General features: G+C 43.1%; 8 protein-coding genes. All 8 read left to right on the top strand.

Annotated elements, in window-relative coordinates:
* Positions 1–20 precede the first annotated feature (20 nt).
* The 8 genes from NVS78_RS10935 (at position 21) to NVS78_RS10900 (ending at position 14197) form a co-directional block, all read left to right on the top strand.
* Positions 21–1625, top strand: coding sequence for a PKD-like family lipoprotein (locus NVS78_RS10935; protein WP_286359205.1), 1605 nt, complete (start codon positions 21–23; stop codon positions 1623–1625).
* A 469-nt stretch (positions 1626–2094) separates the two neighbouring features.
* On the top strand, positions 2095–3039 hold the full coding sequence (locus NVS78_RS10930; protein WP_286359204.1) for an ABC transporter ATP-binding protein: 945 nt from the start codon (positions 2095–2097) through the stop codon (positions 3037–3039).
* Positions 3036–5324 carry a Gldg family protein gene (locus NVS78_RS10925; protein ID WP_286359203.1) on the top strand — a complete coding sequence of 763 codons (2289 nt, stop codon included), beginning with the start codon at positions 3036–3038 and terminating at the stop codon, positions 5322–5324. Before NVS78_RS10930 ends, NVS78_RS10925 begins: the two co-directional genes overlap by 4 nt.
* A gap of 12 nt (positions 5325–5336) precedes the next feature.
* Complete coding sequence (locus NVS78_RS10920; RefSeq protein WP_286359202.1) at positions 5337–7640, top strand: Gldg family protein; 2304 nt, start codon at positions 5337–5339, stop codon at positions 7638–7640.
* Positions 7641–7665: 25 nt separating this feature from the next.
* Complete coding sequence (locus NVS78_RS10915) at positions 7666–8061, top strand: carboxypeptidase-like regulatory domain-containing protein (protein ID WP_286359201.1); 396 nt, start codon at positions 7666–7668, stop codon at positions 8059–8061.
* Between the two features lie 876 nt (positions 8062–8937).
* A complete protein-coding gene (locus NVS78_RS10910) occupies positions 8938–12273 on the top strand; it encodes a golvesin C-terminal-like domain-containing protein (RefSeq protein WP_286359200.1) in 3336 nt (1111 codons plus the stop codon).
* Between the two features lie 247 nt (positions 12274–12520).
* The gene (gene gdhA / locus NVS78_RS10905; protein WP_286359199.1) at positions 12521–13855 is read left to right on the top strand and encodes an NADP-specific glutamate dehydrogenase; all 1335 of its coding nucleotides are present in this window, start codon (positions 12521–12523) and stop codon (positions 13853–13855) included.
* A 129-nt stretch (positions 13856–13984) separates the two neighbouring features.
* The gene (locus NVS78_RS10900; RefSeq protein ID WP_286359198.1) at positions 13985–14197 is read left to right on the top strand and encodes a hypothetical protein; all 213 of its coding nucleotides are present in this window, start codon (positions 13985–13987) and stop codon (positions 14195–14197) included.
* The last annotated feature ends 2 nt before the right edge of the window (positions 14198–14199 follow it).

Here is a 14199-nt window from a genome sequence, read left to right as displayed (position 1 = left end):
ACAGATCAAAGATTATTCATATGAAAAATATATTTTATCTATTGGTACTTTTATTGAGTAGTGGCCTTTGGTCATGTTATGACGATAAAAGTACTTACGATACAGAAAAACTTCCGGAAATAAAGATTGACTTGGAAAATATTTCCGAGGTCCAGAATGTTAATTATTTGGGGAATCTTAAATTAGATATACCCATTACGAAAAACGGGCAGGCAAATCATCCGGATTTGGGATATTTGTGGAAGATCCAGTTAGGAACCTCCTCTCTGGATTACGTGACGGAAGAGTTGTCTCATGAAAGAGTATTGGATGTTACGGCTACGATGCCGATTAATGCGGGGGGATATAAACTTTTGTTAACGGTAACGGATTCTGCGACTACCTTGCAGTATTTCGCTTCCTTTACGGTGGTGGTGACGAGTGAGTTCGGAGAAGGACTTGTGGTTGCTCACTCTCGCGACGGACAAACTTCCGATCTCTCTTTGGTGATGGACGAGAATCTGACGAAGGATTTTACCGGAGAGAGGAAGATAATTTCCGATATTTACGCCTCCAAAGGAGAGGTATTCCCGGATAAAATCAAAAATATGATGTATACCGTTTCCGGATCCACCTATGGAAATTATCGGAATATTTTATGGGCAGCGGGAGAAAAAGGTGTTTACCGGATTGACGTGGAGGATTACTCCTACACGGATACCAAGAGTATTGTACCCATGGCGGATGCCTCTTTTGAAGCAGATGCTTTTTATCCTTCCATACAAGCTACTCTTATGGTTGCCAATCATCAAGTTTATCAACATAATCGTCAAAACGACAATATGTTCGTTAAACCGGAAAAGGTTACTAACGTATTAGGCCTTGAGTCCAATTATGTAGATCATGCGATTCTTGCGGCTGTTGCCGGAGATTTTGCCGGACATCGGGCCGGCGCCGTGTGGTATGATTCTCAAATGGGGTGTTTTGCCCGTTTTAACTCTTTGTTTGCGGCTCCGAAATGTCAACTGTTCAGTTCTTCGGAATATAACCAAACTTTCCCGTTCGATCCTTCCAATATCCGGGGTAAGGAAGCCGTAGCGGGAGGCGTGATGGAAAGAGACGGTTTGGCTATGGTATTGCGGGATAAAACGACTCAGGAGTACGAAATATATATTTTTAAAACGCAGAATTCGAACTATGATCTGGTAGCTCCGACTCCTTACGCTCTGTATCAGGTTCCGACCGGACTGAAGAGCATCATGGATGCGGCGGTTTCTTATACTTTCAGCTCGGTCGATCCGATTATGTACGTGGCAACGGAAACGGATGTTTATGCCGTTAGGATGTCATTGGGTTCGTTGACTTATGAATCCAAATATACGGTTGCCGACGGGGAGAAGATCACTATCGTCCAATTCTATCAGCAAGGACGTTACACGATGAGTCCGTCTGATTTTGACGGAGATGTTTCCTCTTTGGTTCCCTTGAACGCGAAAGCCGTGTTGATCGCTACGCAAGCCGGAGAGGCCGGAAAGGTTTATTTAGTTCCGCAAAAGGATTTGGGAACGGGTAATCTGGATAAAGGAAAACAAATAACTTATGACGGATTCGGTATAATCTCAAATATCGTTGTCCAAGGAAAATAATTTTTAAAGTAGGTAAGTAGTTACTGCTTACCTACTTTCATTTCGTAAATTATTGCTGTATATGATTTTGTTTTGTTTGGGCCTGCTTTTTCATAAAAGGCAGAAAGGGGAGAGTATAGCCTGAAGTAACAGCACAATCAGGTTTGAAAGATATTTTTTTTCGGTTGACAGCAGGAGTAAAGAAGTTTCCGATAATTGTCAGAAGAGTGTGTCGGGGATATGACTTGTATTGAGAATTTGTAATCATACACGATAGTATGTATGTAAGCAAAAGAAATAATGAAAGAAACAATTGTAAAAGTGGGGGAGTCTATCCTCCGTCGACGAGTTACGTGCCATTCAAGGCATGCCGCCGTGGAAGTTAAATTGATACTTATGTGGCGGCCCTTTTTGAAGAGCTCCTCACATAGTTGTTAATCGAACTAAGAAGAATATTCGATGTAATATATAATGTAATTCAAATAGATTTATGGAAGAATCAGTAGTAAGAGTAGAGCATTTGTCTCATCGTTACAGCGTTCAATGGGCGATCCGGGACATTAATTTCGAGATATACCAGAAGGGTATTCTCGGCTTGTTAGGTTCGAACGGTGCCGGCAAGTCAACAACGATGAACATCATGTGCGGAGTTTTGAACCAGACGGAGGGGGAGGTTTACATCAATGGAATCAATTTCCGGGATAATCCGATAGCGGCAAAGATGAACATCGGTTTTTTACCGCAGAAACCGCCATTGTATACTGATTTGACGGTTCGTGAGTACCTTGCTTATTGTGCGGAGTTACGTTCCGTTGAACCGAGAAAGATAAAAGCAGCCGTAGACACGGCTATGGCTAAATGTGGCATCACTCATTTCCACAAACGTTTGTTGAAGAACCTGTCGGGCGGTTATCAGCAACGCGTAGGTATTGCTCAGGCGATCATCCACAACCCGAAATTCGTGGTTCTCGACGAACCTACCAACGGTTTGGACCCGAATCAGATTCTTGAAATCCGAGAACTGATTAAAGAGATCGCTTACGATCGTTCGGTATTGCTGTCGACTCACATATTGTCGGAGGTACAGGCTACCTGCGATCATATCAAGATGATAGAGAAGGGTAACCTTGTCTTTTCAGGGACGATGGAAGAGTTTAACAATTATGTTCAACCCAACACCTTCGTCGTGGTAATGAAAAACCCTCCGGCAATCGAGATGTTGCGGGAAATACCGGGGATCGATCGGGTTGAAGAAGTAAGTCAGAACAGTTACCGTATGTGGTTTACCCGTGATAGTGACGTGACTCGCGAGGTGGTAGAGTTGAGTGTTTCCCGCGGTTGGGAGTTAAGCGAGATCACGGTAGAACGTAGCTCATTGGATGAAGTATTCGCCCGCCTGTCCGGGAAAGTAAAGATGAATAGTCGTTTGTCATGAGAAAGATATACAAGATAGCGATAACAGAGTTACGTACTCTGTTTTATTCCCCGGTGGCATGGTTGATCCTGGTGATTTTCACCGTTCAGGCAGCTATGTCTTACACGGGTTTAATCGATACCATGTTGACACAACAGTTTTCCCGTCCGTTATGGTACAGTATCGTACGAGAGCTTTTTACACGAAGTTTCAGCCTTTACCCGACGATGCTTGGCAACCTTTACCTCTACATCCCTTTATTGACGATGGGGTTGATGAGTCGGGAGTACAGCAGCGGTTCCATAAAATTATTATATTCGTCACCGGTTTCGACGACTCAAATCGTTTTGGGTAAATACTTGTCGATGATGCTTTATAATTTGATTCTTGGAGGAATTTTGCTGGTGTTTGTGTTCTTAACGGGTTTTCATGTTCCTAATTTTGACTACACGTTGGCTTTGAGTGGTGTTTTAGGGCTTTACCTTGTTGTTTGTGCTTACGCGGCGATCGGTCTTTTCATGTCCTGTCTCACCTCTTATCAGGTGGTGGCGGCAGTTTCAACACTTGCGGTCTTGGCTTTTTTAAATTACGTCGGCCGATTGGGGCAGGATATCCCCCTTGTTCGGGATATCACTTACTGGTTGTCCATCCAGGGGCGTTCCTCGCAGATGATCGAGGGGCTAATCACGAGCGAGGACGTCTTGTATTTTCTGATCGTTATCGGTTTATTCCTTTCTTTGTCCGTGATTAAGATTCTCTCGGGTAAGAAACGTAATAAAGGTTTGATCGTGACCAGATACTTCGTCGTGACTTTTCTGGCTTTATTCTTGGGCTACCTGAGTTCCCGTCCCGTCTTCAAGTTTTATTATGACGCTTCGGCGACCAAGTTAAACACGCTGGCCCAGGCAAGTCAGGAGGTGATGGAGAAGATGGACGGAGGTTTGACGGTCACTACTTACGTTAATCTCCTGGAGAGTCATTACCATTACGGTATCCCCTCGGGAGTGAACGGAGATAAAGATCGTTTTAAAGAGTACACTCGTTTCAAGCCCAGGATGAAGATGAAATACGTTTATTATTATAAGGACGTGAAGGACTCGAATAATTACCTGATCGAGCGTTTCTCTGGATTGACGGAGCGTCAGAAAGCGGAGAAGGTGGCGGTGGCGAATGACTTGAATATGAAAATGTTCTTAACGCCTGAAGAACTTTCGCGCCAGATCGATCTATCGGGAGAGAATTATCGTTTCGTTCGCGTGATCGAGCGAGACAACGGTCGGAAGACTTTCTTGCGTGTTTATGATGACGGTTACGTTTTTCCTAATGAGGCGGAGATTTCGACGGCAATGAAACGACTGGTGACAGATGTCCCGGTGGTGGCTTTCGTCGTGGGGCATGGTGAGCGTGATATACGCAAAGCCGGAGACCGGGATTATTATACCTTTGCGCAGAGCCCTACTTTCCGTCACTCGTTGATCAATAAGGGTTTTGATACGGAAGTGCTTGATTTATCAAAAGTCGGAGAGGTGCCGCCGGAGGTGGACGTTTTGGTTATTCCCGATCCATATACGGCTTTCTCGAGTGATGATATCGATAAATTGAATCGCTATATCGATCGCGGGGGTAATTTGGTCATAGCAGGAGAACCTGGCAAGCAGTCGATCATGAACCCGATCACGCGTATGCTGGGGGTAGAATTCATACCCGGAGAGCTTGTCCAACCGACGGGAGTTTATAATGACAATCTGCTGATTTGTCGATTCAATGAAGAGGGCGTGAACGTGATGACCTCTTATAAAAATTTGTTAAACCGTTACGGTATCGTGATGCCCGGTACTTCAGCACTCTCTTTTGACACAACACGCGGTTTCCGGGTAGTACCTGTTTTGACGACCTCCGGGGAGGGGAGTTGGAACGAGCTCGAAGGTGGCGATAAGGCGGTCTTTAACCCCCGGGTTGGCGAGGTCCAGGGTGCTTACCCGACGATGCTCGCTTTAACGCGACAGGTCGGCGATCGAGAACAACGGATCGTGGTGTTGGGTGATGCCGATTGCATCAGTAACTCGGAGTTATTGATGAATCGCATCGGTGTTCAGACATCTAATTTCTCCTTGATTACGGGTATGTTCCGGTGGTTGAGTTACGGTGAGTTTCCGTTATCGATCACTCGTCCGGCGTTTAAAGACACGGTTCTCGAATTGACACGCGAAGGAATGCCGCTGACGAGTTTATTATTGACATGGATATTCCCTGCCTTGTTCGTTTTGGGAGGAGTGGGTGTTTGGATGAAAAGAAGGTTGGGTTAAATAATATAGAATATGAGAAAAGTATTAAAAATAGCTGGAAATGAGTTAGGTGCTCTTTTTTACTCGCCCGTGGCTTGGTTTATTCTGGTGATCTTCACAATCCAGACGGGTCTTACCTATATGGACCTTTTCAAATCTTGCGTGACGTCACAGTTTTTGAATGATGCTCCCGGCGAGGGTAGTTTGACGGGTGTAATCCTGGTCTCCTTAAGCGGTCTTTTTATCGTGGTGCAACAATATTTGTACCTTTACATACCCTTGTTGACGATGAGCCTGATGAGCCGGGAGTACAGCAGCGGTTCCATAAAATTGTTATACTCATCACCGGTAACGGCAACCCAGATTATCACGGGTAAGTTTCTTTCGATGATGTTTTACGGTTTACTTCTGGTAGGTGTTTTGTTCGTTTACATCCTGTTTTCCTGCCTGACGATTCCTCATTTCGATCTCTCGATGGCGTTTTCGGGTTTGTTGGGTTTGTATTTGTTGATCTGCGCTTACGCGGCAATCGGTCTTTACATGTCGAGTTTGACTTCTTATCAGATTGTAGCGGCGATGGGGACTTTAGCGGTACTGATCGTTTTGAATTTTATCGGTAGTGTCGGTCAGGATATCGGTTTCGTTAGAGAGATTACCTACTGGCTGTCGATTAAGGGGCGGGCTATGGTTTTTGTTAACGGTTTGATCTGTAGTGAGGACCTGTTCTATTTTCTTTTGGTCATCCTTTTCTTCTTGGCTTTGTCCATCATGAAGGTCGAATCTCATCGGGCCAAACGAAGTTTGGTCGTGTCTGTCGGGAGATACGTGGCGGTGATTGCGGTGGTTGTCGGTTTGGGGTATTTGACTTCGCGCCCGACACTGCAATTGTATAAGGATATGACGGCTTGCCAGACGGAGACGGTGACGGAATCCACCCAGAAAATTCTGGAGCAGATCGACGGCGAAATCAAAATTACGACTTATGTAAACCTTTTGGGAACAAATTACATTTACGGTTTACCGAGAGCGGAGAAAGGAGACATGGACCGTTTTAAACCTTACGTTCGTTTCAAACCGGATATAGAGATGTCTTATGTACGTTACTATTTGCAGACAGCCCCCCTTCATGGTAAGCGATTCGCCGGTTTGGACGAACGCGGTGTAGCTGAGGAGTATGCGAAGATGGCGAAGGTTTCGTTAAAAGGTTTTATCTCTTCCGAAGAGATAAATAAACAGATCGATTTGCGTCCGGAGGGCTATCGTTTTGTTCGTTTGCTGGAGGCAGCAAACGGACGGAAAGCGTTCCTGCGCATGTACAACGACCAGTTACAATTCCCGACGGAGACAGAGGTGGCGGCAGCGTTGAAACGTTTGGCCGTTGATGCGCCTAAAGTGGCTTGTTTGACAGGTCACGGAGAGCGTAGCACAAGCGGTTTCGGTGATCCTGATTATTACTCTTTTGCCAGTAACCTGACATTTCGTTACGCGTTAGTAAATCAGGGTTTTGACGTTTATGTTTACCAGATGAAAGAGGGAGAAGATATTCCTATCGAGTACGATATTCTTGTAATTGCCGATATGAAAAGTCCTTTTACCCCGGACGAGTTGTCCAAGGTTCGCCGTTACATCGAAAGAGGAGGTAACCTTTTAATCGCGGTAGAACCGGATCGTGTGGATTTGGCCCGTCCCTTGCTTTCGTTGTTTGGCGTAAGCTCGGTGCCCGGTGTATTGGTGCAACCGACATCAGATTTTAGTGCCGATTTGTTACAATGTCAGGTGACGGAAGAGGCAGCTCATATTTCTCGTGAATATGCCCGAATGTTAAAGAAAGGAGAACGAGTGACAATGCCTGGAGCTGTGGGGCTCGAGTATGACGATACCGCGGGTTATGCCTTTTTTCCCATTTTACGAACAATCGAAAAAGGTAGTTGGAATGAGCTGGAAACGAGTGATTTGATAAACGATCAAGTGGTGTTGAATCCTTCTGCCGGTGAGTCCGAGGGATCTCATGTCACGGCTTTGGGTTTAAGCCGGAAGACGAAAGGCAAGGAGCAACGGGTAATAATTCTCGGGGATGCGGATTGCGCCAGTAACGCGGAGTTGATGATGACGCGCAAGGGAATCAATGCCTCGAACTACTCGTTGATTACGGAGAGTTTCCGTTGGTTGACAAATGGTGAATTCCCGGTAGAGATCGTTCGTGCGGATCCGAAAGATACAACGGTTGTTTTTCCTATCACGGACATCTTTTGGGTGAAGTTCTTTCTCCTGGGGGTGTTCCCGTTATTGTTAATCGCTTGCGGTATCTTTATTAATTATTTGAGAAAAAGAGGCTGAATTGTTTAACAATAAATGAATTGTTATGAAACAAAAGATACTTTTTAAAGGCCTATCGTTAGCCGTCATGTTTTTTATGGGTTTCACTTCTGTAGTGATAGCTCAGAATCGCCAGGTAAAAGTAAAAGGCGAAGTTTGTGATCCGGAAATGAATGTCATTTTAGGTGTTCAGATCGTCGAGAAAGGAACGACGAACAGTACGATCACGGATTTGAGCGGGTATTTTGAGTTGACTGTTTCAGAGGAAGGAACACTTTTGATTATCTGTAATGGTTATGTTACTCGTGAGATAAAAGTAAAGGATTTTTTAGCTGCACAGGGACATTATTTAATCATTACCCTTGTAGAAGAAGAGTTGCTTGAAGAGCCGCTGATTCATTTTTATAATCGACTTGTTTGTTGTTTAGAAACGAAGCGCTAAAGAATATTGTGTAGTGTGTATACTGAGGCAGGCCTTGCCCTTACAAAAAAAACCAAAGGGGAAAAACGTTTTGTAGGGGAGAGGGTCTGCCTTTTGTATATAATTTCGAATAGAAAACAAATGAGTGAATACGTATCGGTTATTGCGAATGGATTATTACGATACGATGAAGCGAATTTGTTGGGGATCAATTAAAAATGGGGATTTCGTGCATATTTATAATAAAAATAAAATATTTACAGAAAATTTATTTTTTGTTTTTAAGTGAATTTAGTATGTAAAAATGTGTTATATAGTGAGTTAACAATAAAGAGATGGGGTGATTCAGAATAAGTAGGGTAGTTAAGCAAAATTAACTATGATTTTTAGTTTGGATTTTAAATGAAGATACTTTATATTTGAAAAATGTGTAACTAAAAATAAAATCATGAAATTACATCTCATCTCTACATTCATCCGGCATAAAATCAATGCTTTAAGGAATCGTTGGTTGCCTCGGGTGTTTGTCTCATTTTGGTTGATAGGAATTTTTTGTATTCCGTTTTTATTTCAGGAGTCCGGGCATGATAGGATTGGGTTATCTGTAAGTATTCTGTTTTCTAATGCATTGTGCAGCCTTTTCTTGTATTTTATCGTGTGGAATTATTTTAGGGTAAGAGGGAACGTAAACGTGTCGGATTCTTTTCGAACGTATCCGATTAATGATGCAGATTCTTTCGGGGAGGGTGTGTCCGTTATTCTTTTACAGGTTGAAAAGAGAGTTAAGATAATTGGAAGGATGGAATAAAGCCGGGATGGATATGTTGGTATGAATACTATCCGATGTCTTGCGTTGGAAAAAGATAGGTAATATGACTGAAATTTGAATTGGAAATTATGAAATTGAATCTTATATTGACCGTAGCTTACTATGAAGCGAAAGTGTTAAAAAGAAGTTGGTTATTGCGTTTATTCGCTTTGTTGGCATTTGTCGGAATAACCGTTTTACAGATTATGACTCAGAGTTCGTGGAGTATAACGGAACACTATATGGTGGCCCTGCCTTCTTCCATGCCTTTCTTTAATGCTTACTGGTTTAATTTGTTACAGGTTCTTTTGTTGGTCTTTATTGTGGCTGACCGCTTTAAAAGTGGAAAACACGTGGATACGACAGAATCTCTGCGTGTACGCCCGGTGAGCAATACGGATTACTTGATAGGAATGGCAGGTGGGATTTTCTCTGTATTGGTAGTATTGAATGTCATCTCTATACTGATTTCGTTGTCCCTTAATATTTTTGTCAGTGAGGCACCGGTAAACGTTTGGCTCTATTTCTTCTATTTGTTTACCCTAACCATTCCTTCTTGCCTGTTTGTCTTGGGAGTATCTATTTTGATCTACTCATGGATAAAAAATGCCATGCTTGCTTTGTTGGTGTTGTTGGTAGCGGTTGGATTGGTCTATGCTTTTATTCCTTCGGCCGGATATGGTATTTTTGATCTTTTTGCCCGGGAAATGCCCAATATGTTTTCGGAACTGACCGGGCATCCCGAAATAGGATCTTATCTTTTACAACGTTTGGCCTATGCCGTTTTGGGTGTGGGATTACTGGGATTTGCCATTGTATCGTATCCTCGAGTTCCCAATGGAAAAAAAGGAAAATTGAAATTATGCAGCGGGTTTATCTTGTTATCGGGTATATTAATCGGAGGGATCTTCGTCGGGTCGAAAGAGGCTGACAGGCGTTTTAGGAAGCATATGGTGGAAACTTTTGAAAAGTATAGCACACAAGACCGGCTCTATTTGTCCGATGCGGAGCTTACTTTCGAGCAATCGGGTACTACTATGTCGGTGAAAAGTAAATTAACTGTCCAGAATAAGGAGAATCATCCGGTATCGGAGATCGTTTTATTCTTAAACCCGGCCTTACGCGTCAAAGAAATTCGCGGAGAGAGCGGTGAAGCTATTTCTTATCGTCGGGATGGACAAGTCGTTATTTTGGAAAAAAACTTGGCACCGGAAGAAAAGTTTTCTCTCCAAGTGGATTATGCGGGAAAGATAGATGCCCGGGTGTGTTATCTGGATATTTCCGATGAGGAATATTACGATAACCGTTGGGTTACGAATATTTTTTGCTTCGGTAAACGATATGCTTTTTTAGAGGAGGATTATACGTTGCTGGAGCCTGAAGTGTTGTGGTATCCGGTAACAGAACCGCCTGTTAATTGGGCGCATCCTTATGCTACGGGGAAAAATTATACGAATTATGTTTTAAATGTAATTCATAGAGATAAACGTACCGTGATTTCGCAAGGAAATCGAAAAGTATCCGGAGATACTATCCGTTTCGAGAATCCCGATAAATTGACAGGAATCAGCTTATGTATGGGAGATTATACCCACAAATCGTTGACTGTGGATTCCACACGCTTAGATCTCTATTTTTATCGCGGGGAAAACTATTTTAGAGCTCCTTTTGTCAGCATTAAGGATTCGCTTCCCTCTTTGGTCAAGCAAATAAATGAATTGATGGCAACGAAATGGGGGCATCCTTATCTTTATAATAGGCTCTCTCTTTTGGAAACTCCCGTGGCGTTCGCTACTTACATACGGGGATGGAGTAGAAAGAGTAATTACGTGCAGCCGGCCATGGTATTCGTTCCTGAGCGCGGGGTAACTATACCTGAAATCGGAAATCAAGTGGCGAAAGACTATGAAAGAAGAAAAAGAGTAAAAAAGCATTTGAATAGTGCAGGACAAGATCCTTATGATGAAGGATGGACGATGCGTAGTTTTATCGATTGTGTACAAAGTGTGTTTGTATTTCCCGTTTCTGGATTTGTGAAGGTCGATTTCGATTTGCTAAGAGGAAAACAGGATTATAGCGGAGCGCCCGTAACGACAGGGGTGGGAGCTGGAAATAAGCATATACTTTCCTCTTTATTTCAAGATAACGGGTGTGTCGTTCTTTCTAAGGAGATTCCTATTGCCGGACAAATATTCGATGAGTTGCAGATACTGTTATCTCCGGCTTACAAGACGGCGACAGCCGCTAACCAATCGCCACAAAACGAGATGCGCGTACTCGATTATCTTTCTGGACATAGTTTGGAGGATGCCGCTACAGATCCGTCCCTCTCTTCGGATATGTTTAAACTATTGTTGCTGAAGAAATGCAATTACTTGTATGAACTGATTATGGTGGATATTCCTGAGCGTTCATTGCAGGCTTTTATGGAAGAATTTATGACTAAATATCGTTATCGACAAGTTACCTTCGAACGGTTTATGAAAGAATTTGAAGAGCGATTCGATTATAAGTTGGGCGAGGTATTTGATGAATGGTACAGGAATAAAGGATGTTCTTATCTGGAAACTAAAGATCTCAGAGGGTATAAAGTGGAACAAGGGGAGTACGAAGGTTATGCGGTTCATTTTAAGTTGAATAATCCTGGAAAGTCCGATATTTTAATCTCGGCTACGGTGAGTGCGAATTGGCTCAAAGATGCTCGCGGGTATTGGGAGAAAAGATTCGTTTTGCCGGCGGGAGAGGCTTTGGAGGTACATATACCGTGTGACGATGTACCTGGAATAGTTTCGATAACTCCGAGTATAGTATTGAATCAACCGACAGCGGTCACGACTATATTGCCGGACGAATTGGAGGTAATTCGTGATTCTACGCGGGGACTATTTCCGATCAGTCCGGATCTTTTCCTGCCCGATCCGAATGTCATTATCGTAGATAATGAAGACGACTGCTTTTCTTTATTTGATTCGGACGGAAAACGGATGGCGGAGAAAAGAGATAAGAGAGATACCGGTTACGAGGGGTTGAAAGGCGGTCATCGTTGGACTTATATTATAGGGATGGGATTTTACGGGAAATATATCGCGAGTGCTTATTATAAAAAGGCCGGAAATGGAAAGGCCATGGCCGAATGGAAGGCGGATCTTCCTAAACGGGGAAAATATGAACTGTTTATTTATAATGTAAGCGGAGGGAATAATATAATGAGTGCTAATGGAATAACACAATATTATACATTGTATTTCGGGGATAAGAAAGAGGAGATAGAATTTAATACACAGAGAGAGATGAGTTCTCCATGGGTTTCCGTGGGTACATTCTTCTTCGATAAAGGAGAGGTAAGACTGGTGATGAATGATAAATGCAATGTGGATCTCGTGTATGCCGATGCCGTGAAATGGGTATATGTCGGGGAGGAGTAGAGTTAGGATTTTAAAAACGGATAACCGGTTGCCAGAAAAGGGAACCGGTTATTTGTTTTTAAGAATCTTCTTGTTGAGAGCCGGAAAGTTATAAGGTGTTGTATATAAATATAATGAAACGTTATACCGTATGAGAAAAAGCCATAGAAGAATAGTTGGGAGAGCGCTAATAAGAGTCTATATTTAGTCAAAATTTAATAACGTATTAAAAGAAGGATCATCTTTTAATTGATTAATCGGAATGAAAATGAAAACAGAAATGCAAGAATTCATGGACGCCTTAAAGGCAAGGACTCCGGGAGAACCCGAATTCCATCAAGCGGTAGAAGAGGTTATTGAAACCGTATGGGATACCTATCAGGCTAACCCTAAATACAAGGCTAATAAAATACTGGAGAAAATGGTAGAACCCGAAAGAGTGATCATGTTCCGGGTGCCCTGGATCGACGATAAAGGAGAGGTGCAAATCAACCGGGGCTATCGGGTTCAATTCAATAGTGCAATCGGACCGTATAAAGGGGGGATTCGTTTTCATCCGGCAGTAACGCTCGGTACGTTAAAATTTCTGGGGTTCGAGCAGACTTTTAAAAACTCTTTGACAACTCTTCCCATGGGGGGAGGTAAGGGGGGATCGGACTTTAACCCGAAAGGAAAATCTGATAACGAAGTGATGCGGTTTTGTCAAAGTTTTATGACAGAACTCTGTAAATACATCGGCCCTGATACGGATGTTCCGGCAGGGGATCTTGGTGTAGGCGGACGTGAAGTCGGGTATATGTTCGGGCAATACAAGAGAATCCGTAACGAATTTACCGGAGTTTTGACCGGGAAACCTTTCGAGTTCGGTGGCTCTCGGGTACGTCCGGAGTCTACGGGATACGGTACGGTTTATCTCGCGCAACATGTGTTGGCTTCCCAGGGAGAGAAGATTGCCGGTAAGGTTGTTGCTCTTTCCGGGTTCGGTAATGTTGCCTGGGGGGCAGCTCAGAAATTGGTTCAGTTGGGAGCTAAGGTTATTACGGTCTCGGGCCCTGACGGATATATCTACGATGAAAAGGGATTGGATCAGGAGAAAATTAACTATTTGCTTGAACTGCGCGCAAGTAATAACGATGTCGTAGAGCCGTATGCGAAAAAATTTGGAGCTCGGTTCAAAGTCGGTAAAAAACCTTGGGAGGTAAAGTGTGATATCGCTTTTCCTTGTGCGATCCAGAATGAGCTTAATGGAGAGGATGCCAGACAGTTGGTTGCTAACGGTTGTAAGCTGATCGTTGAAACCTCTAATATGGGATGTACTCCGGAGGCCATACATTACGCTAATGAGCACATTACTTTTGTTCCCGGTAAGGCTGCCAATGCGGGAGGTGTTGCTACATCCTGTTTGGAAATGAGTCAGAATGCCATGCATTACAGTTGGACGGCAGAGGAGGTAGATGCTAAGTTATCGCGGATTATGAAAGATATTCACGATACTTGTGTTAGATACGGCAAGGAAGGGGATAAGGTGAATTACGTGAAAGGAGCCAATATCGGAGGTTTTATTAAAGTGGCAGAAGCCATGTGTGCTCAGGGACACGTTTAATTTGTAGATTTATATCGAATATTGTTGAAACAAGCGGTCCTATCGACCGCTTGTTATGTTTCGATGGAAAATTTTAAACCTTTTATTTCATTCTACGTTCGATAAGGTATAAATTTGAATGAGAGAATAATGAAAAGAGATGAGAAAAAATATTCATTGCCCGAAGAGGAACGAGACAATCGTTATTCAAAAAACGATGATGTCCTGAATGCCGAATACAATGAAATTCTGGAATCGATTTTAGAGAACAATGATGAAGATGCGAAGGATAATATGTCTGATTATATGGATGAATTAAGGGAAGAATCTACTGCTTTGGATGATTTTGAGAAACAATCGTAGAG

The sequence above is a fragment of the Gabonibacter chumensis genome (assembly GCF_024741215.1).
In the GTDB taxonomy this organism is placed as follows: Bacteria; Bacteroidota; Bacteroidia; order Bacteroidales; family Marinifilaceae; genus Gabonibacter; species Gabonibacter massiliensis.
This window is presented reverse-complemented; position numbering and strand designations above follow the sequence as displayed.

Bases quoted from the DNA above. Each gene is read 5' to 3' on its own strand.
- NVS78_RS10925 (WP_286359203.1), top strand. From the start codon at position 3,036: ATGAGAAAGATATACAAGATAGCGATAACAGAGTTACGTACTCTGTTT.
- gdhA (WP_286359199.1), top strand. From the start codon at position 12,521: ATGAAAACAGAAATGCAAGAATTCATGGACGCCTTAAAGGCAAGGACT.
- NVS78_RS10900 (WP_286359198.1), top strand. From the start codon at position 13,985: ATGAAAAGAGATGAGAAAAAATATTCATTGCCCGAAGAGGAACGAGAC.
- NVS78_RS10910 (WP_286359200.1), top strand. From the start codon at position 8,938: ATGAAATTGAATCTTATATTGACCGTAGCTTACTATGAAGCGAAAGTG.
- NVS78_RS10935 (WP_286359205.1), top strand. From the start codon at position 21: ATGAAAAATATATTTTATCTATTGGTACTTTTATTGAGTAGTGGCCTT.
- NVS78_RS10930 (WP_286359204.1), top strand. From the start codon at position 2,095: ATGGAAGAATCAGTAGTAAGAGTAGAGCATTTGTCTCATCGTTACAGC.
- NVS78_RS10920 (WP_286359202.1), top strand. From the start codon at position 5,337: ATGAGAAAAGTATTAAAAATAGCTGGAAATGAGTTAGGTGCTCTTTTT.
- NVS78_RS10915 (WP_286359201.1), top strand. From the start codon at position 7,666: ATGAAACAAAAGATACTTTTTAAAGGCCTATCGTTAGCCGTCATGTTT.